The sequence below is a fragment of the Halalkalibacillus halophilus DSM 18494 genome, assembly GCF_000423105.1.
Taxonomy (GTDB): Bacteria; Bacillota; Bacilli; order Bacillales; family Alkalibacillaceae; genus Halalkalibacillus; species Halalkalibacillus halophilus.
In genome coordinates this window covers 17167-43383 of sequence record NZ_AUHI01000007.1, presented here as the reverse complement: position 1 = coordinate 43383, position 26217 = coordinate 17167, and the positions used below count along the sequence as shown (strand labels likewise).

Genomic DNA, 26217 nt, shown 5'->3' with positions numbered 1-26217 from the left:
ACAGTTGCAAACAATATTATTTGGACCAGAAATAGCTGCTGAAGGGATCTTCCCTTTACTAGATACTTTAGAACGAGATGCCTCTATATCTGATATGCTCCATGTAGCAGTTTCCAGACAAAAATCGGATGATATACTTTCTGCTTCTAATTATGAGCAAGCACCTAATATTGGTACCTACTTAGACCGATTAATAAATACCGCTGTCGTTAACGAAAGATTAATAAGTAGTACCTTACATGAATTTTTAAGAGATTATTTTGAAGTAGGAAAAGATCCAATGGTTCCCATGCTTTATGTGGATGACAATAAAGTCGAAGTTAATAGCATCGGTGCCATGCAAGATGATCGTCTTGTTGGAGAGTTTACTCTTGAAGAAGCTTTCTATGTCAGATTATTAAACGGAACTTTTCACTCTGGGAGTGCAGAAGTGGAGATAAAAACAGATTTAGTGAAGGAATATTTATCAGAGTTTGTCACCGATGAAATGTATGAAGAATCTTTTATTGTTGTAATTGACAAGTTGAATAATAAAATGAATAGAACTTTAATTAGTAAAGATCCTCTCAAGTTTCACGTCGAATTAGATGTTTCAGCTCGAGTAATTGAAATGAATCAGCGTGTAGATTTAGATATTCCGGAAGCTTTAAAGATTATTGAAGAACAATCGGAGCTACATTTAAAAGAAGAAGCTGAGAAGATCTTGAAAGAAGCGCAAGAAATGAATTCAGATATATTTGGGTTTGGTCAAGAATATAGTACTCATGTACGTGACAAAAGATTAACTAAAGAAGAGTGGCGAGAGCTTTATCCTGATATGGAAGTCGATATCACTATTAACTTGGATATTGAACGTTTTGGGATTATCCATTAAAACAAAAATAGAAGCGCTCCCTATAAACTGGGGCGCTTCGTATATTTATAAATCAAAAGGTTAAGTTACTCCGCATCTTCCGCGATCAAACTAGATAGCACATGAACTCGCAGGATAATGCCCTCTAATCGATTTTCTTCATTTACAACTGCGATCGGATACGTGGTCTCTACTGCTTTCGGAATGATCTCTTCCAAATAATCATCCTTTTTAACCGTAGCTACATCCGTAAATACGACGTCTTCAAGCGTCTTCTTTTGATTAATGCCTTCTATTGCAGCATCAATCGTTACAATTCCGTGTAATTGGCGCTTTCGATCAGTCACAAATACACTTGAAAGGCCATTGGATTCCATTTCTTGTACCGCAACTTTTAAACCATCTTTTAAAGAAACCATCGCGTTCGGTCTAATCATAATATTTTCTGCTTGGATGATTTTCGAACGATCAATATCTTTAATAAAGTCAGATATATACTCATTTGCTGGATTTTCTAGAATTTCTTCAGGAGCACCGGTTTGAACCACTCGTCCATCTTTCATTACTGCTACGCGATCTCCGATTTTAAATGCTTCATTGATGTCGTGTGTAATAAAGATAATAGTTTTTTGTAGTCTTTCTTGTAGGTCTAATAATTCCAACTGCATTTCGCGTCGAATAAGTGGATCCAAAGCACTGAATGGTTCATCCATTAATAAAATATCTGGGTCATTGGCAAGTGCACGCGCTAACCCAACACGTTGCTGCATACCACCAGAAAGCTCATCTGGATACTTATCTTCCCATCCTTTTAACCCAACACTTTCTAGGTTTTTAGTAGCAATTTCTCGTCGTTCCTCCGCAGATACTCCACGAATTTCAAGACCATACTCTACATTGCCTAAGACGGTACGGTGACTGAATAAACCAAAGTGTTGAAATACCATCGCGATTTTATTTTGTCTATAATTTTTAAGCTTTTCCGTTTTGTATTTTACTACATCTTCTCCATCTACAACTATCGAGCCAGAAGTCGGCTTGTTTAGTAGGTTTAAACAACGAATGAGTGTTGATTTTCCACTACCGGAAAGCCCCATAATAACAAACAGCTCACCTTCATTTACATCGATCGTTGCATCATAAACCCCAACGGTATTACCTGTTTCAGCTAATATCTCATCTTTTGATTTGCCTTCCTTAATTAAAGGAATAGCTGATTTTGGTTTCGGCCCGAAGATCTTTGATACATGCTGCAAACTCATTTTTACACCCATTAGTGATCCCCCTTATCGCGTTGGAATTTATCACCGATACCTGCTGTAATACGGTCAATAATAATAGCTAAGAAAACAATACTGATTCCTGCCTCAAAACCGAGTGCAATATCAATTCTGTTAATAGAGATTAATACCTGTTCACCTAAACCACCTGCACCAACCATGGATGCAATAACCGCCATCGCTAAAGCCATCATTGTTGTCTGGTTTACACCAGCCATCATTGTTGGAATTGCTTGTGGTAATTGAACCTTTTTCAAAATTTGCATGCGAGAAGAACCGAATGATTCAGCCGACTCGATTACTTCACGATCCACATTACGTATTGCTAATTCTGTTAAACGAATTACTGGAGGTACTGCATAAATAATCGTTGCAAATACCGCCGGAACATTCCCTAATGAGAAAAAGAAAATAACTGGGATTAAATAAACAAAACTCGGCATCGTTTGCATTGCGTCCAATACTGGTCGCATAAAAACAGAAAAGGCTTTATTCATTGCCATAAATATACCTGTTGGAATACCGATTAATAAGGATATTATGACGGCTGTTAATACGATAGCTATCGTAATCATCATTTCATCCCATAATCCAAAACTACCGACTAAAAACATAAACCCTGCGTAAAGTATTCCAGCAGACACATTTTGAAAATAATATCCTAAAGCAAAAATTAGAATTAAAAATACCCACCATGGCAACATGGTTAAAAAGCCATCAAAACCTTGAATTGTATTCGATGTTAAGTAAAAAATAAAATCGAAAAATGGGGCAAATGTGGAATCGATCCACCTAACGATGAAATCAACCACATCACCAATCGGTATAGAAATATCCGGGAATTCTTGCATTTCATCTCACCTCTTTAAATTTATGTAAAACTTTGATTGAAACAAGAAAGTAGTTAGCCAACTAGCGTTAGTGGCTAACTACTACTTTTAAAACTACATTCCTAGACCAGATTTTACATCGTCCGCTACATCTTCTGGTAACCAATCTGTCCATAAATCTTCATTTTCTTCCATCCACCATGCTGCTGCTTCATCTGCATCAACATCTTCTTCTAACATGTATGCCAATGCATCTTCCGTTAAAGCCTCAGATGTTTCATAGTTTTGCAAGAACTCATATACTTCAGGAGCTTGATCAGGAAAATCACCATGAACAGCTACTGTTACATCATTTGGTGGAAATTCAGTACTGCGGTCTTCTTCCCATGCTTCTCTTTCGAATTCATTATCTTCTAATAAAGTCATATCATAAGAAGCAGTTACCCAAGTTGGAGACCAGTAATACCCAACCCAAGCTTCACCTGAGTCATATGCAGAAGCTAATGAAGATACTGCTGCAGAGTCTGAACCTGGTGATAGTACATTAAACATCTCATCTAAACCATATGTTTCAACTTTCTGAACGATTTGTTCGTTCACAGCCCAACCAGATGGACCATTTACAATACGACCCATGGAAGGATCTTCTGGATCTTCAAATACTTCTGGGTAGTCAGCCAAGTCTTCTACTGTTCTTAAGTCTGGCGCCATTGGTTCAATATCTCTTTCTTCGTCCCCTTCAATTACAAAGGTTGGAACATAAAGACCTTGTTCGTTATCGTCAAAGTTGATAGAGGTTTCAATAATGTCCCCATCATCGATTGCCCCTTCATATACTTCACGAATATTATCCGTCCAGATTTCGGAATAAACGTTTACATCTCCATCAATAAGTCCTTGAACGGTGTTTGCAGTAGAACCACTAATGACGTCCGTATCGTACCCATATCCGTGTTCCATGATGTTTTGCATGACTGAGTTATGGAATTTAATACTATCCCAACCAGCGTCAGCTAAAACAATTTCTTCTAATTCACTTTCGTCATCTCCTCCACAAGCTGCTAGTACCAGCATGGAAGCGACAATCACTAATGTAATTAACTTTTTCATGTCTCTTTACTCTCCCCTTTTATTTAATAATTTTACGAAACCATTATGTAGAATTTCGTTCCGCCCCACTCTTAATAAAAAAAAGACGGTTTTTTTCAAACCATCTTTAAGTATACGTATCAATGAACTTTCATTCAATTTTCAAATTAGCTTATAAAATTCGATATTCCGACAAATTTTACGAAAATATTTACTTAAGGTATGCGAGTGATACAATCAAGTAATTTTTCGCTTATTTATAAGCAATAACGAAAGATCATCGGCTAGATTTATTTCATTGTATCGTGAATTAACGAGATTACATCATTTTTTGTTTGTTTTGCTTCATATGTCTTCATCTGATCTTGCATGCTTTGTTTATTTTTATAAAGCTGGTTCACTTCTTTTGCCAATGACTCTGCAGTTACTTCTTCATCTTCTAATACAGCTGCAAAACCACGCTTTTCGAACGATTGAGCATTTAAAATTTGGTCCCCACGGCTAACTTGCTTCGATAATGGAATTAAAAGCATTGGCTTTCGTAAAGCGAGAAACTCAAAAATTGCATTGGAACCTGCACGAGAAACAATAACGTCTGACATAGCTAATAAATCTTTGAGTTCATCCGTCACATACTCATACTGAACATAACCAGGTTGTTCTATAGTGGGGTCTACCTTTTCTTTCCCACATAGATGAATCACTTGATATGTTTGAAGTAACTCTGGTAAGGCTCCTCGAACCCCTTCATTGATACTTTTTGCTCCAGCACTCCCACCCATCACAAGAATGGTTGGTTGATTCACATTTAAGCCTGTAAATTCAGCTGCTTGTGCTGGATCTCCTTGCATTAACTCTTCTCGAACTACTGCACCAATATGCTTTACCTTCTTTTGAGGTAAATGTTTGCCCGATTCTGGAAATGTCGTTAACACGTATTTTGCAAAATTCGTTGCTATTTTATTCGCTAGTCCAGGGGTATAATCCGATTCGTGAATAATAGAAGGAACTTTGGACCATTTCGCTGCCATAACAACCGGTACAGATACGAAACCTCCTTTTGAGAAGACTACTCCGGGTTTGAGCTTTTTCATCAATTTTCTAGCTTGAAGAACACCTTTAAGTACTCGAAACGGATCTTTCATATTTTCTACAGAAATATATCTTCGTAGTTTACCTGTTGAAATGCTATGATACGTAACACCTTTCATACCTTCTACTAATTCTTGTTCAATTCCTTTATGTGACCCTATATAGTGAACATCATAGCCATCTTCTACAAAGGAAGGGATTAATGCAAGGTTCACGACTACATGACCTGCAGTGCCTCCGCCTGTAAACACAATTGTATTACTCATTTTATATAAACTTCCTTTCTATTCTTTTCATCTAAACTAAGATATAATAACATACTAGCAAAATATGTACATGTGGAATACAGATGGAGGTAAAAAAGTGTATCAAACTAAAACGACCAAAGAAAAATTCAGCTTATTCATACGCATTCTTATTCCAATTCTTATTACACAAGTTGGAATTTATCTCATGAATGTGGTTGATACGATCATGGCAGGTCAAGTTTCAGCAGAAGACTTGGCTGGTGTGGCGATTGGCTCCTCTATCTGGATTCCAGTTTTAACAGGTATCAATGGGATTTTACTTGCGATTTCTCCAATTGTTGCTCAACTTCTTGGTGCGAATCAAAAGCAGTTGATTAGCAATGCGGTTAAACAAGGAGTGTATCTAGCAATAATCTTATCAGCTGTCATGTTCCTTGTAGGAATATTTACTTTAGATCCGATTTTAAACTTGCTTCAAGTAGATCCCGAAGTAAGACATATTGCTTTTTATTACGTAGTTTCTTTAGGTGTTGGGATGATTTTCTTATTCAGCTTTAATCTATTAAGATCATTCATTGATTCTTTAGGCCAAACGAAAATCTCCATGATCATTATACTTATTGCTTTACCCTTAAATGCATTTTTTAACTACATTTTTATCTTTGGAAAACTTGGAATTCCAGAACTAGGTGGAATTGGCGCAGGAATTGCTTCTTCGATCACGTACTTGATTACGTTTTTAATTACTGCTTTAATAGTACAATTTATGGACCCTTTTCGTAGATATCAAATTTTTAGTTATTTTGTGAAACCATCTCTACGGAGTTTTAAAGAAATTCTATTAATTGGCGTGCCAATTGGAATTACCATTTTCTTTGAGACAAGTATATTTTCAGCTGTTACGCTGTTAATGAGCAGTTATGACACTGTTACAATCGCAGCGCACCAGGCAGCTTTAAATTATGCTTCTATCTTCTATATGATTCCACTAGCAATTGCTATGGCATTAACCATAGCTGTGGGATTCGAAGTAGGTGGGAACAGACTTATTGATGCAAAAAGGTATAGTCAAATTGGAATTATAACAGGATTATTTTTTGCGATCATGAGTGGTATATTTATTTATGTGTTGCGTGAGCCAGTTGCCCAGCTATATAGTAATGACCCTGCCGTTATTGTACTTATGCAACAATTTCTCATTTATGCAGTCTTCTTTCAAATATCTGATGGATTTGGAACACCAATTCAAGGGGCTCTTAGAGGATACAAAGATGTTAACGTCACCTTAACAATTGCTTTTGTCTCTTTCTGGGTGATCGGGTTACCATCAGGAATTGCACTTGCCCACTTTACTGATTTAGGTCCATTTGGTTATTGGATGGGATTAATTATTGGTTTAGCAACAGGTGCATTTATATTAATCATCAGGTTGTTCTATATTGTTAAGCGATTCAAGTTAACTTAATTAAGATTTTATATAAAAAAATCCAGCCCTTTTTTAAAAAGAGCTGGATTTCTTTATTGTCTATCTTTTCTTGTTAATAGATAAAAAATCGGTGTATCTATTACCGCTATTGCAAGCTTAATAAGGTACTGACTTACAATCATAATCCATAACTCTGGAACTACACCTGCAAAGGCAATGGTAATAAATATCGTGGTATCAACAAACTGCGAAGATGCTGTACTGACATTATTACGTAACCACTTAAAGCGTGAGTTCGTTAGTTTTTTTAGTTTCGAAAAAACATAAACATCTAAGAATTGAGAAGCTAAATAAGCAGCCATAGAGGCAATAACAAATCGCCAATTTTGTCCAAGTAAAGTTTCATACGCTTCCTGTTGCTCGGGTGCAAAAGGAGCAACAGGTAGGTAATATCCAATTAAAATCATTATACTTGCAAATACTTGAGCAATAAAACCGAAAATGATCGTTCTGCGTGCTTGTTCTTTACCATATTTTTCATGAATGATATCGGTGATTAAGAATGTAAATGCATACGTAACAACGGCCGCAGGAATGACAAAGTTGTCACCAAACGCGACAACTTTTCCTGCTAAAACGTTAGCTGTTACTAGCGCAGTTGCAAAAATCGTATTTAAAAGAATCAATAATTGAGACCTATCCAGCATATTCACGAACCGCCTGAGTCGTTAGTTCAATTCCACCTCGTGCCGTTTGGTGAACCGTTACCGTCACGTTTTGAGCTTCTATTGCATACATCACATCATCAGCAATTTGAGCTGCAAGCGATTCACAAAAAGCACCCTGATCACGAAAGGACCACAGGTAGAATTTTAATGACTTTGACTCGATACATTTATCGCGAGGAGTATAGGTAATTTCTACTTTTCCGAAGTCGGGTTGTCCAGTCTTAGGACAAACAGCCGTGAACTCTAATGCTTGAAATGTAATAGACTGTACATTCGGTGCATCAAACGCTTCATTCTTCAAAATTTCTCTTCCATCTTCCACACTTTTTGGCCTAGGCATGGGCCCAGAACGCGGTAAATAATAGTTCTCTGACATAAATAATCTCTCCCTAGTTTTGTTTAAGCAGGATGGTTTCGAACTGCTTATTTCGGTAATCTACCGAATGGATATTATATCAGACTACACTGTATTTGCAATGAAAATAGAATGGCAAAAAATTTGAACAATTATTAGAGCTGGGTATAAGGGCAGTTGTGATGAGCTGACGAGCGATTGGAGCGTGCTGACGGGCGATTGGATATCAAGATAACAAGGAATGAATCGTTATCCAGAAAAGCCACCTCATATCCAGAATTCTCATCGTTTATCCACGAGAATTTTTTTATATCCAGAATAGTTACGAGGATATCCAGAATTCTTATGAATATATCCATAAAAAGTAAACTTTATCCATGAAAGTAACTTTATATCCAGAAATGTCTGCTGGCCAATAATAATTTATATAAAAAAGCTTTGAGTCCTCGGACTCAAAGCTTTTTGTGAAATTAATTATTTATAGGAATAAACCAGCGATTGTTGCAGAAAGGATCGATGCAAGTGTAGCACCAACAAGTAGTTTCATACCGAAACGAGAAACCATTTTACCTTTCACACTATCAATACCAGCTACTGTACCAGCAATAATACCAATGGAACCAAAGTTCGCAAAGCTTGTTAAGAATACAGATACAATACCTACTGTTTTATCGGACATTTCATCCATTACTTCTAAGAACTGTAGCATAGCAACGAATTCATTCGTTACAACTTTAAGTCCCATTAAGCTACCTGCTTCAACTAACTCTCCAGGTGCAATACCCATTAAGAATGTTAATGGAACAAAGAGGTAACCTAGGAATAGTTCTAATGAACCTCCTGGGAATATAGCACCAACAGCAAAGTTAACCATTTCTAGTGCAGCTAAGAAGGCAATTAACATTGTAGCAACAATTAACGCAATCTTACCACCATCCATGGCACCATTTGCCATTGCTTCGAAAACACTTTTCGATTCAGACACATTTTTAATATCTACTTCGTCGTCTTCTTCTGTAACGACAGGAGGTGCGATGATCGATGCAATGATTAGCGCACTGAACATATTAAGTGGAATTGCTACTAGTACGAACTCAGGCGGTAGCATTGTCATATATGCACCAATAATTGATGCAGATACAGACCCCATTGCAGAAGCAGAAACAATATATAGTCGGTTCTCCGTAATACGGTGGAACTGAGATTTAATTGCGATTAACGCTTCTGACTGTCCAAAGAACATACTGTTAACACCGTTAAATGATTCAATCTTCGGTAGACCAGTGATCTTAGATAATCCGCCACCGATATACTTTATGAAAAACGGTAGTATTTTTAAGTAAGTTAATACAGATAGAATAGTTGCAAAGAAAATAATAATTAATAGTACATCAAAGAAAAACACGTTTGGATCATCCGGATTTGTCATTGCGATTCCGCCAACAACAAATTCAACTCCGTTTCTACCAAACTCAATTAACTTTTCAAATACTGCTGCAATACCTTCAATAATGATGCGACCGATTTCCGTGTTAAACATAAATGCAGTAATCACTAATTGGAAAGCGATCATGATACCGATTCCTTTAAATGGAATCTTCGTGCGATTATTAGACATCAACATTGCTAGACCAAGGGTCGCAGCAATGGCGATGATCCCTAAAATAATATCCATGCTATGTAATCCTCCCCCAAATTTTTAGATATATCTCATATCGTTATTGAATTTTATCAATATATATATATGAAAACGCAATCATATATATAAAATAAATTCATTTCTCTCTATTTTTCTCTATTTATTTCCTATATACGCCATTGATTCTTATTTTTGGATAAACATTTGCGTCCAATATGTGGAATAGCTTCCACCAGTTGCATATCCTACCCCGATGTGTGTCATATTAGGATTTAAAGTGTTTTCTCGGTGCCCTTGACTATTCATCCAACCATCTACAACACCTTGTGCCGTTTGTTGACCTGCTGCAATATTTTCAGCACCACGCTGATAAGAAACATCAAAGTCACGCATCATCTGAAAAGGAGAGCCATACGTTGGTGACTGATGAGCAAAATAGTTCTGGTCCCGCATATCAGCTGATTTATATCTCGCGACTCTCGCAAGCTGCCAATCAATCTGTAATGTGGAAAGCCCGTTTTGTTGACGATATTGATTGGTTAGCTCCACCACTTCTTGTTCGATTGCTTTTACCTCTGTCTTAAGAGGAATTTTCACTTCATCGTTCGGATAAATTAAATCAGGGTTTTGAATTTGCTTATTAGCATTAATGATCTCGCTTAAGCCTATTTGATAACTGCGTGAAATTTTCCACAAGGAATCCCCTGGCTGTACAATATAAATATCATAACTTTGTGCATGACTTGTTATATGCGGTGGGACCAATGATGTAGAAGTCAACACAATTAATAACATTCCTGCAAGTACTTTTTTTATCAAAAGATACACTCCTTCCATTTAGAAAGTAGTGTCACCTATAAAAGTACTTTTTATGTGTGGATTTTGTAAACCTTCCGTAAATGCCCGACTGTTGTTTGACACGTGGATTAAATGATAACACGCATGTTGGTTTACTAAACTTAAAAGCTTGCTGACTGCACGGTCTACTAGCCTAGAAGAAATCAAACTATCTGTAACATGGGTGATTTCCATTTCTACATGTAGGTCTGTAAAATAATCTAAAACATGATGATAACTAGTTCCACCATCACATTCAAAATCCAATAGAAGCGAGTCGGAGTAAGCATTTATAAATTCCGTATGATAAAGGTTTAACCCAGGCTTCAATGTACTATTTATGATCTTTTTATTCTCAGAAGCTTTCCAAAATTGTTGCATGGACCGAGATACATCAATTAGGTTTATTATTATTTTCTTATTTTCTGTTACTAAGTCAATTTTATTAAATACGACTATATCATCCTGTAGCTTTTGATAAAGCAACTGATTAGTAATTGTTTTGGGAATATTAATAGTTTTAGTTTCTCTTGCTGCGTGTATTACGTGTTCATTAGACGCTTGGGCTTTTTCTAGGATCAATTGCTGCACTTCTTTTTTTGAAATAGGGTCACGATTGAATGATAAGGAACTGTTTCCTGTGAGTACTTGCTTCGAATCCAAATACTCTTCTGGAATCGATTGATGACCATGGAAGAAAGTGACATTACTTGCCTTAGAATTAAAAATTAACCTCACCACCCCCTACTTCCAAACTATTCATCTGAGACCATTATTATCATTCATTTAATATTCACTAAAAATAAGTGACTTAGATTGCTATATCGCTCGATATGGGTTAAGTTAGCCTTACTCATCAATTATGAATTGGTGTTAGTTATTCCTAACCGATAGATAGAGACAAAAGGGAGGGTATAACAATGCGAATGAATTATTTAGTTGCCTACAGCCTCGTTATTGTAGGGGCAGCATTTTGGGGGTTAACTGGATTATTCGTAGAGAACTTGTACGCGTTTGGGTTTACTCCATGGCAAGTTGTTACAGTTCGACTTACGATCTCCAGCCTAATCTTAGTAACCTTAATCACGACATTTGCAAAACACTATTTAAAGATCAAATTAAAAGATCTTCCATTCTTCATTGGGATTGGTGTTATTAGCATTGCCCTATTTAATTGGTGTTATTTCGAGGTGATGGAGCGTTCATCAGTTTCTGTCGCTGTAATTTTTGTCTACACTTCACCAATTTTTGCGGCGCTTATAGCAAGTGTTTGGTTTAAGGAGAAATTGACCCTTCAAAAAGCTATCGCTATATTCATAACGATGATTGGCTGTGGACTCGTCATTGAATTTTTACCTATCGGAGGACTATCTTTATCAGTGGGGACAATCATTTTAGGGTTTTTAGCCGGCTTATTCTGTGCTTCTTATAGCATATTTGGGAAATTTGTCAGTAGAAGGTATCATCCACTGACAATAACAGTATACGCCATGGTTTGCGGAACATTATTTATGTTTCCAACTAGCTCGATCTGGTCGCAAGGAGAAGCTTTTGTACACGGTGAAGTTTGGTTAAACATTTTTGCTATATCGATTATTTCAACGATCGCTGCATACATTCTATATACAATCGGACTAACTTATATCGAATCTAGTAAAGCTACGATCTTAGCATCCATCGAATTAATTGTTGCAGTATTGGTTGGAGTATTCGTTTTAAATGAAATTTTAACCGGTTGGCAATTAGTTGGTATTGCTTTAGTGATTTTATCGCTGTGCTTAACCGTTTTTTCTTTCAAAAACATAATAGCTTTACTCTTTAAATCTCGATTAGAACGATGATTGTGAACATTTATTTCCCACTAACAAGTACTATTTTGGTACTTGTTCTTTTTTTTTTAAAAAAACTCCCTAGCTCTAATAAAGAACTAAGGAGTTTGAAGTTAAGTTTAACCTTCTAAAAGTAGATCATACGGATCTTCAATCAATTCTTTCACACGTACAAGGAACTGTACTGCTTCACGACCATCAATAATTCTATGGTCATAAGACATTGCGATGTGCATCATTGGACGAACTTCGATAGAATCATCATCCATTACCATTGGACGTTTTTCGATTTTATGAAGTCCAAGGATCCCAACTTGTGGTGCGTTGATGATCGGTGTAGAATTCAATGAACCGAAAATACCACCATTTGTAATGGTAAAGGAACCACCTTGAAGCTCATCTAAAGAAAGCTTTCCATCACGTGCTTTCTTCGCTAAGTTCATGATTTCTCCTTCAATTCCAGCGAAGTTTAAACGGTCTGCATCACGTACTACTGGTACAACTAGACCTTCTTCTGTAGAAACTGCCATACCGATATCATAAAACTTCTTCATGACAACTTCATCACCTTGAATTTCAGCATTTACAAGCGGGAACTCTTTCAATGCTGCTACAACTGCTTTTGTGAAGAATGACATGAAACCAAGCTTGATGCCGTGCTTATCTTGGAATTCATCTTTACGTTCGCCACGTAGCTTCATCACGTTCGACATATCGACTTCGTTGAATGTTGTCAACATCGCTGCGTTCTGTTGTGCTTCGACAAGACGCTTCGCAATCGTTTGACGACGACGGGACATCTTCACACGCTCTACAGGCTTATCAAATTCTGTCTTTTCAGAAGAACCTTTATCTTCTTTTTTAGACTTAGATTTTTCTTTACTACCTGAGTCTTTAGATTTCGCAGCAGCTTCTACGTCTTCTGTAGAAATTTTTCCTACTGGATCTTTAGGTTTGATTTCAGAAAGGTCAATGCCAAGTTCACGAGCGCGTTTACGAGTTGCAGGTGACGCTACTGGCTGTTCAGACTTATCTTTCGAGTCTTCTTCCTTACTTTCTTGAGAATCAGATTTTTCCTCTTTCTTCTCTTCTTTCTTTTCCTCTTTGGACTCATCTTTTGCTTCTACTTTTGACTCTTCTTTTGATTCCTCTTGATCATCACCGGAGTCATCAGATTTAGCACCTTCGCCATTTTCATCGATCTTCGCGATTGCGTCGCCAACTTCAACGTCATCGCCTTCTTCAACTAGTAGTTCAGCAACGACACCTGAATGATCCGCGTTCACTTCTACGTTTACTTTGTCTGTTTCAAGTTCACAAACTGGATCACCTTTTTCTACTTGGTCACCTTCTTTGACTAACCATTCAGCTACGGTACCTTCCGTAATCGATTCAGCTAATTCAGGTACAATAATTTCCTTCACGTTATTCTCCTCCTTTAATCAAGCTTTAGAGCTTCGTTTATAATGCGACTTTGTTCAGATTTAGAGATATTTGGATCACCAACTGAAGGTGAAGAGCGGTATGGACGACCAATATAATGAAGTTTCTGTTTCACTTTCTTGATGTCTTGAATGCGTTCTTTAACGAAGTCCCAGCTACCCATGTTCTTCGGTTCTTCTTGAACCCACATGATCTCTTCTACATTTTTATATTTCTTCAGTAATTCTTTTAACTCTTCATCAGGGAAGGGATAAATTTGTTCTAAGCGTGCGAAATGAATTGCTTCATTAGCATCGCGTTCTTCAATTGCTTCTTCCAAGTCAACCATTACTTTACCACTTCCGATGATTAAACGTTTCACCGCTTCTGCATCTTCTCCGGTAGTACTTTGTTCCATCAATGTTTCGAATTTACCTTCTGATAATTCCTCGTGAGCCGACGCAACACGCTGGTTACGAATTAAGCTCTTCGGTGTCATTAAGATCAGCGGTCGAGCAGCCTCTGTTCCGACAATTGCAGCTTGACGCCTTAGTAAATGGAAGTATTGAGATGCAGTAGTTACATTCGCCACTGTCCAGTTATTTTCTGCTGAAAGCTGTAAGAAACGTTCAAGTCTTGCACTAGAGTGTTCTGGTCCTTGTCCTTCATAACCATGTGGAAGAAGCATAACCATACTAGCGATTTGTCCCCACTTTGCACGACCAGACGAAATAAACTGATCAAATATTACTTGAGCAGCATTCGCGAAGTCACCATACTGAGCTTCCCAAAGTACAAGTGTGTCATCAGACTGAACACTATAACCGTATTCAAAACCTAATACACCAGCCTCCGATAAGGGACTGTTATAGATACTAAATGACGTATCAACATCTTCTAACCCATGAAATGGACTATACGTTTGTTGATTTTCGACATCATGTAAAACCGCATGTCGGTGAGCAAATGTACCACGTTCTGAATCCTGACCAGACATACGAATCGGTGTACCATCGTTAAGGATCGAAGCAAAAGCTAAAGCTTCGCCTAAAGCCCAGTCAACCTTCTCGTCATCTTCAAATGCTTTCTCACGGCGTTGTAAGATTTTTTCTAGCTTTTTAAATCCATTAAAATCTTCTGGACGGTTCAGCATATCTGCATTCAATTTCTTAAGCGTATCTTCTTTAACCGCCGTCTCGATTTTATTTAATCCATTAACCACTTCGTCCGGAAGCTCTGGAATCGAAGGATCAGACTTTTCATGCTCAGTCATATTATTATAGATTTCACGCAAATCTTTGACTACATCATCTTTAAACTTGTCCACTTCGTCTTTTGAAATGACGCCTTCATCTGCTAACTGATTTGCAAAGATTTTATACGTTGTATCATGAGCATCAATGTCTTGGTATAGATGTGGTTGTGTACCACGTGGTTCATCCATTTCATTATGACCATATCTTCTATAACCAACCAGGTCAATGATCACGTCTTTCGCAAACTCTTTACGATACTGATAAGATAGTTCCACTGCATTTTGACAGGCAATTGGATCATCCGCATTTACATGAATAATTGGAATTTCAAATCCTTTTGCAAGGTCACTAGCATACTTCGTAGAACGAGCATCAGTGTGGTTAGTCGTAAAACCTACCAAATTATTCGCAATGATGTGGATCGAACCACCTGTGTGATAACCTCTTAGTTGAGACATATTAAGTGTTTCTGCTACAACACCTTCCCCAATAAAGGCTGCGTCTCCGTGAATTTGAATAGTAAATGCTTTATTAAAATCAGAACCTGCATAACCACTTTGATCTCGCAAGTCTTGAACTGCACGTGTATAACCTTCCACAATTGGATTGACGAATTCTAAGTGAGAAGGATTGTGTGCGAGTGTCACTTTTGTCGTGTGCTCGTCATTTCCATATTCGCGATCCGCTCCAAAGTGATACTTCACATCGCCAGTCCATCCATAGTTAATACCCGTTGAACCTTCAGAAGGAACTAACTCTTTATCTGGTGAATGCGCAAATTCAGAGAAAATCATATCATAAGGTTTTCCTAATATATGTGCTAAAACGTTTAGACGACCGCGGTGTGCCATACCCATTAAGATATGTTCCACTTCATCTTTATTACCGTTTTTCATCATTCGATCAATCATCGGTACCATCATGTCTAAACCTTCGATAGAGAAACGTTTTTGAGCTACGAATGTTTTCCCTAAGAAGTGTTCAAAACCTTCCACTTTAGCTAAGCTATTTAGAAGTTCTTTCTTCTCCTCATTATCAAGAGAAACATCAAATGCGCCAGTTTCGACTTTATTGTAAAGCCACTCACGCTCATCATCTTCTGGTATATGGTTGAATTCAAATGAAATATTACCAGAATATTTAGCTTTTAAATGATTGATTAAATCTAAACCATTCTTAACATTTTTAGGTGGATCGGATGTAAGTAATTTTACATCGATTTGTTTTAAATCGTTTTCACTTAAGTCATACGTTTTCGGATCGACCATTGGTGCGGTACGCTCATCTTGCTTCCCTACAGGAAAAATATTAGCTTCTAAATGTCCATGACGACGAATGGAATCAACTAACTTCATAGTCGAAGTCAATTTCTTCAAATCTGCCTGTGAAGATCCTCCACTAACAGCTGTTTCATCACTTGAAGACATCCAGTCCGGTTCACCGTGTTCTTCAAACATTTCACGTAATGATTCATCAACTGCATCGGGGTCATTTAAAAATAATTCATATTGCTCTTCAATATAGCCCATGTTAGGACCGTGAAAAGCATGCCACACGTTGTCGCTAGACCCATTGATTGCCACTATTACTACCCCCATTAAAGTTTGGTTAAATAAAGAATTAACTATTATTAGTCTATAACAGTTTTTCATCACAATCTATAAAGATGTTTTCCCTAAAAGAAATGGAAACAAACAAGCTTCTTTAGAATCGACGAAAAACAAAACATATCTCCAATTAGTATATATGAAAATGGTTCATACGAAAAGGTTATGCTCCATTAAAGTACAAAATTTTCATTTGAGAATGGACTCATAAACCCAATCTTCTATCATTTCAAACGTAATTTGTTGATTTCTGTTTATTTCCAGTAGAAAGGTTTCTCTCACCCAATCTAAAAATTTTTCAGGAGATTGAAATTGATGAAAGAAGGAAAGAAATATTTTCTGTCGAAGTTCTTCTTGAATGAAATCAGGAAACATACTCATGGATTCCGCCCTAATCGATTTAGAGCAGATCCATTCTTCAAGCCTTTCTTCCTTAAAAGAATCTGTAGTCTCTTTATCGATAAAAAGGTCTTTAGCACTTAATTTCTTTACTATTTGCTGTAAAAGTTCTTGCCATCTGTCATACTCATACTCTTCAAGAGCTTGATACACTTCAAATGCTATTCGATTATAATACAACTCTCTAGCTATTTCGATACTTATTTTATACTTCTCTTTTTCAGAGGATTTTAACCGTAAGTCGCTATCAATTCGAAACTTTAACTGGTTTAATAAGACATTTGCATCCACAATTTCAAACTTACTCATACACTCACTGAGTACATCTAGAACAAAACGAGGCTGCATTCCAATAAATCCATCTTTTCCGAACGGTTCATCTAACCCACTCTTATATAACTTTAACCTCTCTTCGATCGAATACTCAGCAGTGTGAAACACGAGTCTTGAAATAATCACAGTTTCTGCAAGTGTATTTAATGCATGAAAACATAATTTTTCATGATCCTCGCTCTTCATTTTCATTCTATAATATTTCACCTCATCATCTACATTTAAGTTATAAGGGATCGAATGAAACAACATACGAGTAGATAAACTTTCATTTTCTGGTCTTTTAAGAAATGATTCTAATTCAGCCATATTTGTATGAGCAATGGGAAGAACATCTGGATATACATTTGATTGCTTTGGAATTTTATACAATCGCTCCTCCGTTATACTTTGAAAGACATAGAGAAAACTAGGAATATTTTTAAAAAATTCATGTAATTCTACTATACCTCTATTGGCAACTTGAAACTCTCCATCATATCGATAGCTTCTAGGATCAGAAGAACTTCCATAAGTGGTTATGGAACTAAAATCTATTGACCCTATCAACTCATTTAGTTCCTGATTATATGGGTCTCCCGGATGAAAATCTCCAATGCCAATTCTTTTTTCAAAAGAAAGATACACTCTTTCAACAGGAAGTTTTCGCCAGTCCTCTTGGAAATTCTCCTTTAATCTAAGCTGATTTTTCGATGAAAGAAACCCTTCAATTTGTAAGCTCACTGCATGATTTAATTCTTTTCTCTCTTTTTCTGGTAAGGCTAACAACGGGTCCTCATGTAACGGGCATTCTTTAAGCTGAAATATTGCTCCTTCTTCTGTCTTTGATATATATACCAATGCTTCTTTTAGCAAATGTACCAAGGTAGACTTTCCACTGCCAGGGGGACCAGCTAAAACAAGCATTCTTTTTCGAACATCATAGCCTTCAGCAGCAGGTGTGATATAACGATCCAGTAGATCCTGAAGATGTTCTTGTAAATGTCCTAATGTTTCAACTCTATGATTTAATAGCCAGTGTACTGCCATTTCTAAGCGCTCATGAACTGTTCGTGGTCTAAATTCCCCCTCATGAATCAAGGTATAATATTCTTCAAGTGTTCCTTCTTTAAACATGTAATCACCTCAATCATCAGATGATACAGTTTATTCATTCGTCATAAAATAAGAAGATTATTTGAACTTATTTACACTTTCATTAACAAATCGTATACTTTTGGTTATAATGAATGTAATATGTAATGTGGACAAAGAGGAGGATTCTTCATGCGAACTGCAATTGTCATGGGTGTTTGCCTAACGTTTCTAGTGTCAATCTTTACAGCAGGTTATGACGCTACACCAGGTGAACCACGAAATAAATAAGTTATCACACAGAAAAAGCTTGGCTATTCGCCAAGCTTTTCTATTTAATACCTGGAAATCCTTGTTGTCTCAATGCCTCGTATATAATAATTGCAGCTGTATTAGATAAATTTAATGATCTGACTTGGTTCGTCATATGAACACGCAAGCAGTAATCTTCTTTACCAATTAGTAATTCTTTAGGAATTCCATCTGTCTCTCTTCCAAAGATAAAGAAAATATCTTCCTTTTGATCACTGTAATCATAATCCGTATAATGCTTCGTACCGAAATTTTCAATATAATAAAACGTACCCTCAGGATATGCCTGAAGTAATTCTTCGACTGAGTCATAATAACGAATAGCCACATCATGCCAATAATCTAACCCAGCGCGCCTTAACATCTTATCATCTGTAGAAAACCCTAACGGTCGAATCAAATGTAATGTTGTATTTGTTGCAAGTGCTGTTCTTGCAATATTTCCTGTGTTCGCAGGGATTTCTGGTTGATACAATACCATATGTAAACCCATATATTCACCTCTTCATTAATTGCTCCGCGAGTATTATACCACAACTTATAAAGAGGATTGCATATTTGAATGGGTTTTGTTTTCTATTTTTAATAAGTTTGTTTTTTTATCCAACCCACCTGCGTATCCCGTTAAAGACCCATCTTTCCCAATCACTCTATGACATGGAACTAATATAGAGAGTGGGTTTTTGTTAATCGCACCGCCAACTGCACGAACAGCTTTTGGTCGACTTATTTCCCGGGCAATATCTCCATATGTCGACGTTTCTCCATAAGGAATAGAGACCAGAGCTTGCCACACATCGATTTGAAATGGTGTGCCCTGAAGCCGATAAGGAATTCTTTGAAGTTGATCTTCTCCCCTGCTTTTCAAATAATTTTCGACGGCCTCTTCCGTTTCAACAAACAAAGCTGTTTTTCCTTCTGAAACCATACCTAGCGAATGTTTTGTTACAAACTTATCCACCCACTCCTGGGTTTCTTTAAGAGAACCAAAGTTAATAAAATATAATTCTTCCTTGTTTCCACCCACTGTCATTGGTCCTATCGACGTTTGAATAGTTGCTACAACCATATCAGTCATCAGATCCACTCCTTTTATATTTAAACAGATGTACTTAAGAAAGCTAATCCTTTTTCAATTTCTATCTTAACAGAATTATCCTCTTCTTTAAGCAGTGATTGTTCCAATATTTCTTGTGAATCATCTCTACCAATTTTTCCTATTGCCCAACCAGCTGTTCCTCTTATGACAGGGCGAGGATCGTTTTGAAGAACGTAAATCAAGGTGTCAACTGCAGTTTCATCTTTATAATGGGCAAGGGCAATGATGGCATTGCGTTGAATCGGTTTCTTTCCTCTCCAGGATCCAGCCATCTCTCCAAACGTTTCTTTAAACTCACGATTAGACATTCTTAATAGAGGTTCTAATTTCGGTTTAACGCGTTCAGGATCTGGTTCTAGTTGAGGTTGAACATGAAAATCAATACCTTTGTTTTTCGGACATACGACTTGGCATGTATCACAGCCGTATAGACGATTTCCCAACTTTGTACGAAATTCATCAGGTAAGTATTCTTTTGTCAGGGTTAAATAAGCAATACAGCGATTAGCATTTAATTGTCCACCTTCGACTAATGCTCCAGTCGGACATTTATCTACACATATATTACAATCCCCGCAACCTTCTTGCACGGGTGTATCCGGTTCAAAAGGGATATTGGTAATCATTTCACCTAAATAAACATAGGAACCGTATTCTTCCGTAATTAAATTGGTATTCTTTCCGACAAAACCTAAACCAGCTCTTTCTGCAACAGCCCGGTCATGTAGCTCCCCTGTATCCACCATTGCTTTCCAAGTTACCCCTTCTACTTTTTCATCTAAGAAACTTCCTAACGCATTCAGTTTTTCCCGAAGCACATCATGGTAATCCCTTCCCCACGATGCTCTTGCGAAAATACCGCGGCGATCTCCCTTTTTACTTTTGGGAGCATCCTTCATACGAGAGGGATAGGCAACTGCGATCGATATAATCGATTGTGCTTTAGGTAGTAATTCAGAAGGGGTTGTGCGCTCTTCAATCGAACCCTTTTCAAATCCTGATTGATAGTTGAATTCCTGCTGAACGACAAGTCTTTGTTTTAACGTATCAAAGGTATCTGCAGAAGCAAAACCAATCTTCTGAATATTTACTTCTTCACTATAAGCTTGCAACTCTTTTTTTAAAGTTTGAAAATTCACGTACAACCCCTCCTTTCTCCTTATCTAATCCATTACTTTCTACCTGGTGACTCTACTGTCATACCTCGAAGTCGGTTGATTGCTGCCGCTATTTCAAAACGACGTGGCCTTGCTAAGTCACCTGGGTGCTTATTTTTTTGTTTTTGAGTAAATTGCAACCCTTGTTGGTTGATTAGCGTTTCTATTTCGTCTAGCCATTCTTGCATAGTCTTCTTATTGTTCTCTGCAAACGCCATATATTTTAACACATTTGCAATCATACGTGTTTGCGATACATCAATTAATTGCTCTACTAAAGAAAGGTCAATCGACTGTTTATCAATTAAAATTGTCTGTTTTCCTTTTGCCTGTACTTTCGCTTTCGAGCCAAGCTTTCGCTTAATGGATTCTGTTTGAATAACCCGATCAGACCATTTACCAAAAGAACTATCTTTTTCCTTTAAAACTTCCTTTTGATCTGCTTCTGCAATAGCTAATGCCTTAGAAGTAACATTAACTGGAACATACTGATCCATCATTATAACTTCATCAGCGATATCAAAATAGTCTCCTGAACCACCCATTACCAAAACAGTCGAGATTCCAAGGTCATCTCTTAGCTGTTTTACTTTCTGAACAAATGGAGTGATTGGTTCCTTATTTTTTGCAACAAGCTGCTGCATTCGTTCATCGCGAATCATGAAATTCGTTGCACTTGTATCTTCATCAATTAATAAACTCGTTGCACCCGCTTCTAATGCCTCCATCACGTTGGCAGCTTGTGATGTACTTCCACTTGCATTCTCTGTAGTGAAGTGATCTGTGTCAGCTTTGTTTGGCAAATCATTTATAAATGGAGAAATGTTTACTTTCGATACGCTTCTTCCATCTTCTGCTCGAATTTTTACTGCAGCAGGGTTCGTTAGTACGTATTCTCTTCCATCTCCTGCAATATGCTCGTACACACCTTGTTCCAATGCTTCTAGTAGCGTGCTTTTTCCGTGGAATCCTCCACCGACGATCAAAGTAATTCCTTGTTTAATCGCCATTCCCTTCATAGGTGCTTGAAGGTGAGGAATAGAAAAACTAACTTCATTTTCTTCTGGACTCTGAAATGGAATAGCATCTTTCATAGGTTTTGTACTAATTCCACTGCTCCTCGGAAGGATTGCCCCATTCGCTATGAATGCAATCCAATTCTCCTCGTCCATTTTCTTTCTAATAGCATCATGTTGATCAGCTAGTTGCATTGCTTCGGTCAATTGTTTCTCTTGTAACGAAAAAGCAGACTGTTTCATGATCAAAGGAAGAGCTTGGAAAAATAGTTTCTCCGCTTCTTTGCCATTAATTTTACGCCCGTTAGCTGGCAGTCCAATCGTTAAACAAATTGTTAATTCCTCATGTGTTAATTGCACTGCTGTTCGGTCAACAATATGTTGATCTGGTCCATCAATTGCGATTAAACCACTTTTCCCCGTACCTTTTACATGTATATTATTTTTTGAAATTGCTTTATTAATCACCCGAGCAATATAGTCTTCTACATATACACGACGTCTAGTTGTTTCTAACCATTCTGACTCAATCTTCTGTTGATTATTCGGAATCGTAATTCTTATTTTAGAAGGTGCCGCAAACGGGTCACCTTGCACATAATCCATGTGCAACTTGTACTTCTCAAAAGAAAAAATTCCTTGGATATCTTTATACGCTTTATAGCTTTTGCCATCAATGCGTTTAAGCTGTTCTTCTAGTCGTTTCATGTTAACCCTCCAACTGGTTAGTCAGCGCGTTTAATTTTATCAATCGTTTTCATGATGTTCGTATTCCATATAACCGGAACCGCAATAACTAAAACGTAGGCAGTAACAACCAGGATTACTGTTACACGGTCTCCTTCTACAATACTTGCTCCAAGAAAATTGTATAAAAGTGTACCTGGTAAAATACCCAAGACGGTTGCTTTGACATAATCACTTAATTTCACCTTTGAAAGTCCGGCAGCATAACTTATTAAATCAAAATTAACAATCGGTAAAAATCTTAATAATAAAATATAGCGAAATCCTTTTTCTTCAAACTGCCTACGGAAATATCCGAGCTTTCCTTTCTCTTTCAACTTGATTGCGTTGGTACCAAACTTTCTCGAAAGCATAAAAGCAAGGATCGCTCCAAATGTCGCTCCGCTTAAGGCTAGTACTGTTCCAAAATAAGCCCCAAATGCAAGTCCTGCAACAATAGAGAAGACAGAGGCTGGGAATAAAATTAATGGACGGAGCGTAAATAATAATAAGTAAAAAAGTGGAGCAAGCCATCCAGCTGCATAAATAAATGAACGTATATCTTCAGGAGAAAATACCAATAATCGTTGGTTAAAGGAATAAAGAAGAATGACGAACAAGATGACAAGGGTAATACTTATGATGGTTTTTCGATTCATCGTAATCATCCTTCCCTTTCTAATAGTCTATTCCCATATCTAAATTGACTCAATCACAATAAATTATTTTACTGTCACGTTCTTTTATTATACGCGTCTACTTAGATATAAAGCAAAACTTGACTCACTTCCAACTGCTTACCAAAAGGAGGTTTCACAAATGAAAACAATTCGTAACTATCTACTGCTATGTACTATATTATTCATTCCGATCGTTCTTGTGGCATGTTCTAGTAACGATGGGGATGCAGCTTTCGATGATGCAAACGAAACAACTCAAGAAGATTCTGATCAATCCGTTTCCATGAACACTAACTCAGATCATGCTACAGAAGACGAACAAGCAAGAGAAGAGAGTTCCAATGGTGGCACAGATGGGCAAGAATCAACGGAACATACTGAGGATGCTATCGAATCAAGTCGTCAGCAAATGGTAATCTATACAGGTGATTTAACAATAGAAGTCGATCAATACGAGGAAGCAGAAACCTCCATTCGAGAAGAGGTAAATGCAAGGAATGGATATATCGTAGAAACATCTTCTGAAGACCATGAAAATGATCGTAAAAGTGGACACATGACCGTACGTATACCACAAGAACATTTCCAAGACTTTATGAATAACGTGCAAGGAAACGCGATGAATGTCATCAATCAATCGACTCGTGGCAATGATGTAACAGAAGAATTCGTAGACTTGGAATCAAGATTACGGTCAAAAGAAACACTCGAAGACAGACTGTTAACCTTCATGCAAGATGCAGGAAACACCGAGGATTTATTAGAAATATCAAATGACTTATCCCGCGTCCAAGAGGAAATAGAGCAACTAAAAGGACGCATGCAATACCTAGAAGATCATGTAGCATTCTCTACTGTCACGATTCATTTACAAGAAGCCTCTGTAGAAGTACCAGAACTTCAAGATCAATCTTCTTTAAACACATTGGAACGAGCACAACAGTTATTTATGAGTACAGTAAATAGTTTATTGTCAGCAGGTTCACACATAGCTGTTTTCTTAATCGGACTATCTCCTGTTTTAATACCGCTATTAATCGTAGGCGGAATTATTTATTGGAGAAAGAGAAGGCGTCGAATTTCAAATGAGTAGCTTCAGCTAAAGCAGAGGAAAACAACAATTAACGCTAGAAAAGCAAAACCAGCCAGAGATATTATAAAATATTTTCTCCGGCTGGTTTATTATGTATTTGCACGAGCTTATTCTATAATTTCTTTTACTCGTCCAACTTGTCCATCTTCTAAGCGCACTTTAATTCCATGTGGATGGTTGGCTGACTTGGTTAAGAGATCTTTGACCACACCTTCTGTTAATTTCCCAGTACGTTGATCTTGTTTGAGAACAATTTTGACCTTTTTTCCTGGCTGAATATTACTTCTTTGTTGCCCACTCATGTGATACACCTCTTTTCCATTTTCGCTTATTATATCATTAATTTTATAATGTTATGTTACATATTCGTTGATTACTTGCCAACTGACTACTTTTTCATCATACGATTTATTATACTTGCCTGGGACTGGACTAGTAGATGGTAGTTGTTTCACATCATAATTAGACATTAAATACTTAAAATGTCTCTTAAAAGTTTGATAAGATTTTGTTCCGTTACATGCAATCAGTTGAATACTCGGATGTTCTTTTAACAACGTTTCTATTGGATTAGGTATAGCATTTTTAATTTTCGAATCCAAACTTCCCTCTCGTTCACACGAACCTATTACATCCCATAGAGCAATTTGGTTTCGTTTTAATAAGTTTAAACGCTCTTCGTAACCTTGGATTGGATTAACGTCTAACAATGTAAACATAATTGGCCAAAAATGATTGCGTGGGTTCCCATAATATTGTTGAGTTTGAAGGGATTGTACTCCTGGAATAGACCCTAGAATTAAAACCTTTGGTCGGTCTCCTATTACAGGGGACATGGATTGTATTACTGTCATATCAATCACCTTTCATTGTAAATTTTCATACAGACCTTCCATCTCATTACCACCTATTCTATACTAAAAAATATATAATCACATTCCTACTATAAATATGGGAGGGATTTCATGAAAGAAAAAGTTTTTTGGCTCGCAATCTTAGGGACAGTTCTCGTTTTCATTTGGCAAAGCATTGTCTTTCATCAGAACCAATTAGATGAACCAGTTCTATACGATGCCACGATTGAAATTCACAATGAGGAAGAAGCTCCGTTTCTAATTACATATATTGATAATAAAGCAAACCCTAGAGGATTGCATGCGGTTTATTGCGAAGAAGAGCAAGCTTTCTTGTGTGCTGATCAACCATATCACTCCAACATTGATCAACATACAGGTCGTCAGGTTGATCAAACATTATACACAAATAATTATCATGAACTTCGACAAGCGACCCTTACTCTTAGAGAAGAATTTGATGAAGGAGAGTTCCCTTCTGAATTTGAATTGTTCTTTAATGATGGCACTAGTATTAATGTAGAAATGGACATCATAGAGAAAGAAAATCCAGCCACGCTATATGAAGGAGATACTTCCCCTTCTCTTATCGAACAGAAAATTAAAGAAGCATTGGATGGTGAATAGAGTGACGAACCCATTCCTTTTAATTTTATTAGGTTTTATTCTTGTTTTTGTTGACGTTCATTTATTTTTCTTTGATATTTTAGCAGACCCAGTTGGTTACATACTCATTATGTCTGGCGCTCAATTTTTTAGTGAGCAATTTAATAAAGCGTTTATTCTTATGGTATCAAGCTTTGTATTAATCTTCCTATCGATTTCCGCAATTGTTTCCCTTTCCATTATAGGATTCGCACTCTCTATTTGGTTCTTTGTATTGATTTACCGTTTTAAAGTCGATATGGATGATGATATAAATAGTGTCGATCACATATTATCTACAAACTCTGATAACTATTAGGATTTTAAAAGAAAAACAC

Annotated in this window: 25 protein-coding genes; 6 read left to right on the top strand and 19 right to left on the bottom strand. The window is 37.0% G+C overall.

The annotated features are described in order from the left end of the window. Positions 1 to 4 precede the first annotated feature (4 nt). A complete protein-coding gene (locus G532_RS0105025; RefSeq protein WP_027963809.1) occupies positions 5 to 874 on the top strand; it encodes a Ger(x)C family spore germination protein in 870 nt (289 codons plus the stop codon). A 65-nt stretch (positions 875 to 939) separates the two neighbouring features. Here G532_RS0105025 and G532_RS0105020 read toward each other — a convergent pair whose 3' ends face one another. The 4 genes from G532_RS0105020 to G532_RS0105005 form a co-directional block, all read right to left on the bottom strand. Next, a complete protein-coding gene (locus G532_RS0105020) occupies positions 940 to 2127 on the bottom strand; it encodes a quaternary amine ABC transporter ATP-binding protein (RefSeq protein WP_027963808.1) in 1188 nt (395 codons plus the stop codon). Then, positions 2127 to 2984: an ABC transporter permease gene (locus G532_RS0105015; protein WP_027963807.1), complete on the bottom strand. Its 858-nt coding sequence runs from the start codon at positions 2982 to 2984 to the stop codon at positions 2127 to 2129. The genes G532_RS0105020 and G532_RS0105015 overlap by 1 nt, the downstream gene beginning before the upstream one ends. A gap of 93 nt (positions 2985 to 3077) precedes the next feature. After that, positions 3078 to 4073, bottom strand: coding sequence for an ABC transporter substrate-binding protein (locus G532_RS0105010; RefSeq protein ID WP_027963806.1), 996 nt, complete (start codon positions 4071 to 4073; stop codon positions 3078 to 3080). 269 nt (positions 4074 to 4342) lie between these two features. Further along, a complete protein-coding gene (locus G532_RS0105005) occupies positions 4343 to 5410 on the bottom strand; it encodes an undecaprenyldiphospho-muramoylpentapeptide beta-N-acetylglucosaminyltransferase (protein ID WP_027963805.1) in 1068 nt (355 codons plus the stop codon). Between the two features lie 97 nt (positions 5411 to 5507). On the opposite strand from G532_RS0105005, the gene G532_RS0105000 reads away from it, so the two are divergent. Beyond that, complete coding sequence (locus G532_RS0105000) at positions 5508 to 6857, top strand: MATE family efflux transporter (RefSeq protein ID WP_027963804.1); 1350 nt, start codon at positions 5508 to 5510, stop codon at positions 6855 to 6857. Positions 6858 to 6910: 53 nt separating this feature from the next. On the opposite strand, the gene G532_RS0104995 is transcribed toward G532_RS0105000, so the two are convergent. The 5 genes from G532_RS0104995 to G532_RS0104975 all read right to left on the bottom strand — a co-directional run bounded on the left by G532_RS0104995 (position 6911) and on the right by G532_RS0104975 (position 11115). Then, positions 6911 to 7525: a queuosine precursor transporter gene (locus G532_RS0104995; protein WP_027963803.1), complete on the bottom strand. Its 615-nt coding sequence runs from the start codon at positions 7523 to 7525 to the stop codon at positions 6911 to 6913. Then, positions 7515 to 7922, bottom strand: a complete 408-nt coding sequence (gene queF / locus G532_RS0104990) for a preQ(1) synthase (RefSeq protein WP_027963802.1) — start codon at positions 7920 to 7922, stop codon at positions 7515 to 7517. The genes G532_RS0104995 and queF overlap by 11 nt, the downstream gene beginning before the upstream one ends. A gap of 457 nt (positions 7923 to 8379) precedes the next feature. After that, complete coding sequence (locus tag G532_RS0104985) at positions 8380 to 9576, bottom strand: NupC/NupG family nucleoside CNT transporter (RefSeq protein ID WP_027963801.1); 1197 nt, start codon at positions 9574 to 9576, stop codon at positions 8380 to 8382. A gap of 150 nt (positions 9577 to 9726) precedes the next feature. Further along, on the bottom strand, positions 9727 to 10356 hold the full coding sequence (locus G532_RS0104980) for a CAP domain-containing protein (RefSeq protein ID WP_027963800.1): 630 nt from the start codon (positions 10354 to 10356) through the stop codon (positions 9727 to 9729). Between the two features lie 21 nt (positions 10357 to 10377). After that, the gene (locus tag G532_RS0104975; RefSeq protein ID WP_035512592.1) at positions 10378 to 11115 is read right to left on the bottom strand and encodes a hypothetical protein; all 738 of its coding nucleotides are present in this window, start codon (positions 11113 to 11115) and stop codon (positions 10378 to 10380) included. Positions 11116 to 11297: 182 nt separating this feature from the next. On the opposite strand from G532_RS0104975, the gene G532_RS0104970 reads away from it, so the two are divergent. Continuing rightward, positions 11298 to 12218, top strand: coding sequence for an EamA family transporter (locus G532_RS0104970; RefSeq protein ID WP_245570113.1), 921 nt, complete (start codon positions 11298 to 11300; stop codon positions 12216 to 12218). Positions 12219 to 12325: 107 nt separating this feature from the next. On the opposite strand, the gene odhB is transcribed toward G532_RS0104970, so the two are convergent. From odhB to G532_RS14800, 8 genes are all read right to left on the bottom strand, one after another. After that, entirely contained in the window at positions 12326 to 13630 is a 1305-nt protein-coding gene (gene odhB, locus G532_RS0104965; protein WP_027963797.1) for a 2-oxoglutarate dehydrogenase complex dihydrolipoyllysine-residue succinyltransferase, read from the bottom strand. A gap of 14 nt (positions 13631 to 13644) precedes the next feature. Continuing rightward, positions 13645 to 16467 (bottom strand): 2-oxoglutarate dehydrogenase E1 component, encoded by a 2823-nt coding sequence (locus G532_RS0104960; RefSeq protein WP_027963796.1) that lies wholly within the window; start codon positions 16465 to 16467, stop codon positions 13645 to 13647. A gap of 213 nt (positions 16468 to 16680) precedes the next feature. After that, positions 16681 to 18339 (bottom strand): P-loop NTPase family protein, encoded by a 1659-nt coding sequence (locus G532_RS0104955; protein WP_027963795.1) that lies wholly within the window; start codon positions 18337 to 18339, stop codon positions 16681 to 16683. Positions 18340 to 18628: 289 nt separating this feature from the next. Further along, a complete protein-coding gene (trmL, locus tag G532_RS0104945) occupies positions 18629 to 19102 on the bottom strand; it encodes a tRNA (uridine(34)/cytosine(34)/5-carboxymethylaminomethyluridine(34)-2'-O)-methyltransferase TrmL (RefSeq protein ID WP_027963794.1) in 474 nt (157 codons plus the stop codon). 45 nt (positions 19103 to 19147) lie between these two features. After that, positions 19148 to 19687, bottom strand: coding sequence for a methylated-DNA--[protein]-cysteine S-methyltransferase (locus G532_RS16295; protein WP_035512590.1), 540 nt, complete (start codon positions 19685 to 19687; stop codon positions 19148 to 19150). A gap of 20 nt (positions 19688 to 19707) precedes the next feature. Continuing rightward, the gene (gene queG / locus G532_RS0104935; RefSeq protein ID WP_027963792.1) at positions 19708 to 20847 is read right to left on the bottom strand and encodes a tRNA epoxyqueuosine(34) reductase QueG; all 1140 of its coding nucleotides are present in this window, start codon (positions 20845 to 20847) and stop codon (positions 19708 to 19710) included. A 32-nt stretch (positions 20848 to 20879) separates the two neighbouring features. Further along, positions 20880 to 22589 (bottom strand): ABC-ATPase domain-containing protein, encoded by a 1710-nt coding sequence (locus G532_RS0104930; RefSeq protein ID WP_027963791.1) that lies wholly within the window; start codon positions 22587 to 22589, stop codon positions 20880 to 20882. Between the two features lie 17 nt (positions 22590 to 22606). After that, positions 22607 to 23266, bottom strand: coding sequence for a TVP38/TMEM64 family protein (locus G532_RS14800; RefSeq protein WP_035512588.1), 660 nt, complete (start codon positions 23264 to 23266; stop codon positions 22607 to 22609). A gap of 160 nt (positions 23267 to 23426) precedes the next feature. Here G532_RS14800 and G532_RS14795 point away from each other — a divergent pair, with 160 nt between their 5' ends. Continuing rightward, a complete protein-coding gene (locus G532_RS14795; RefSeq protein ID WP_035512586.1) occupies positions 23427 to 24380 on the top strand; it encodes a DUF4349 domain-containing protein in 954 nt (317 codons plus the stop codon). 107 nt (positions 24381 to 24487) lie between these two features. On the opposite strand, the gene G532_RS0104915 is transcribed toward G532_RS14795, so the two are convergent. Beyond that, positions 24488 to 24682 (bottom strand): YwbE family protein, encoded by a 195-nt coding sequence (locus G532_RS0104915; protein WP_027963790.1) that lies wholly within the window; start codon positions 24680 to 24682, stop codon positions 24488 to 24490. Between the two features lie 51 nt (positions 24683 to 24733). After that, a complete protein-coding gene (locus G532_RS0104910; RefSeq protein ID WP_027963789.1) occupies positions 24734 to 25234 on the bottom strand; it encodes a DNA-deoxyinosine glycosylase in 501 nt (166 codons plus the stop codon). Positions 25235 to 25345: 111 nt separating this feature from the next. Here G532_RS0104910 and G532_RS0104905 point away from each other — a divergent pair, with 111 nt between their 5' ends. Both G532_RS0104905 and G532_RS0104900 read left to right on the top strand, forming a co-directional pair. Then, positions 25346 to 25861 carry a hypothetical protein gene (locus G532_RS0104905; protein WP_027963788.1) on the top strand — a complete coding sequence of 172 codons (516 nt, stop codon included), beginning with the start codon at positions 25346 to 25348 and terminating at the stop codon, positions 25859 to 25861. A 1-nt stretch (position 25862) separates the two neighbouring features. Beyond that, on the top strand, positions 25863 to 26198 hold the full coding sequence (locus G532_RS0104900; RefSeq protein ID WP_156882539.1) for a hypothetical protein: 336 nt from the start codon (positions 25863 to 25865) through the stop codon (positions 26196 to 26198). The last annotated feature ends 19 nt before the right edge of the window (positions 26199 to 26217 follow it).

Bases quoted from the DNA above. Each gene is read 5' to 3' on its own strand.
- G532_RS0104910 (WP_027963789.1), bottom strand. From the start codon at position 25,234: ATGACAGTAATACAATCCATGTCCCCTGTAATAGGAGACCGACCAAAG.
- G532_RS0105015 (WP_027963807.1), bottom strand. From the start codon at position 2,984: ATGCAAGAATTCCCGGATATTTCTATACCGATTGGTGATGTGGTTGAT.
- G532_RS14800 (WP_035512588.1), bottom strand. From the start codon at position 23,266: ATGAATCGAAAAACCATCATAAGTATTACCCTTGTCATCTTGTTCGTC.
- G532_RS0105020 (WP_027963808.1), bottom strand. From the start codon at position 2,127: ATGGGTGTAAAAATGAGTTTGCAGCATGTATCAAAGATCTTCGGGCCG.
- G532_RS0105005 (WP_027963805.1), bottom strand. From the start codon at position 5,410: ATGAGTAATACAATTGTGTTTACAGGCGGAGGCACTGCAGGTCATGTA.
- trmL (WP_027963794.1), bottom strand. From the start codon at position 19,102: ATGGGTTTACATATGGTATTGTATCAACCAGAAATCCCTGCGAACACA.
- G532_RS0104995 (WP_027963803.1), bottom strand. From the start codon at position 7,525: ATGCTGGATAGGTCTCAATTATTGATTCTTTTAAATACGATTTTTGCA.
- queF (WP_027963802.1), bottom strand. From the start codon at position 7,922: ATGTCAGAGAACTATTATTTACCGCGTTCTGGGCCCATGCCTAGGCCA.
- G532_RS0105010 (WP_027963806.1), bottom strand. From the start codon at position 4,073: ATGAAAAAGTTAATTACATTAGTGATTGTCGCTTCCATGCTGGTACTA.
- G532_RS0104970 (WP_245570113.1), top strand. From the start codon at position 11,298: ATGCGAATGAATTATTTAGTTGCCTACAGCCTCGTTATTGTAGGGGCA.
- G532_RS0104905 (WP_027963788.1), top strand. From the start codon at position 25,346: ATGAAAGAAAAAGTTTTTTGGCTCGCAATCTTAGGGACAGTTCTCGTT.
- G532_RS0104985 (WP_027963801.1), bottom strand. From the start codon at position 9,576: ATGGATATTATTTTAGGGATCATCGCCATTGCTGCGACCCTTGGTCTA.
- G532_RS14795 (WP_035512586.1), top strand. From the start codon at position 23,427: ATGAAAACAATTCGTAACTATCTACTGCTATGTACTATATTATTCATT.
- G532_RS16295 (WP_035512590.1), bottom strand. From the start codon at position 19,687: ATGACTGATATGGTTGTAGCAACTATTCAAACGTCGATAGGACCAATG.
- G532_RS0104915 (WP_027963790.1), bottom strand. From the start codon at position 24,682: ATGAGTGGGCAACAAAGAAGTAATATTCAGCCAGGAAAAAAGGTCAAA.
- G532_RS0104930 (WP_027963791.1), bottom strand. From the start codon at position 22,589: ATGAAACGACTAGAAGAACAGCTTAAACGCATTGATGGCAAAAGCTAT.
- G532_RS0104955 (WP_027963795.1), bottom strand. From the start codon at position 18,339: ATGTTTAAAGAAGGAACACTTGAAGAATATTATACCTTGATTCATGAG.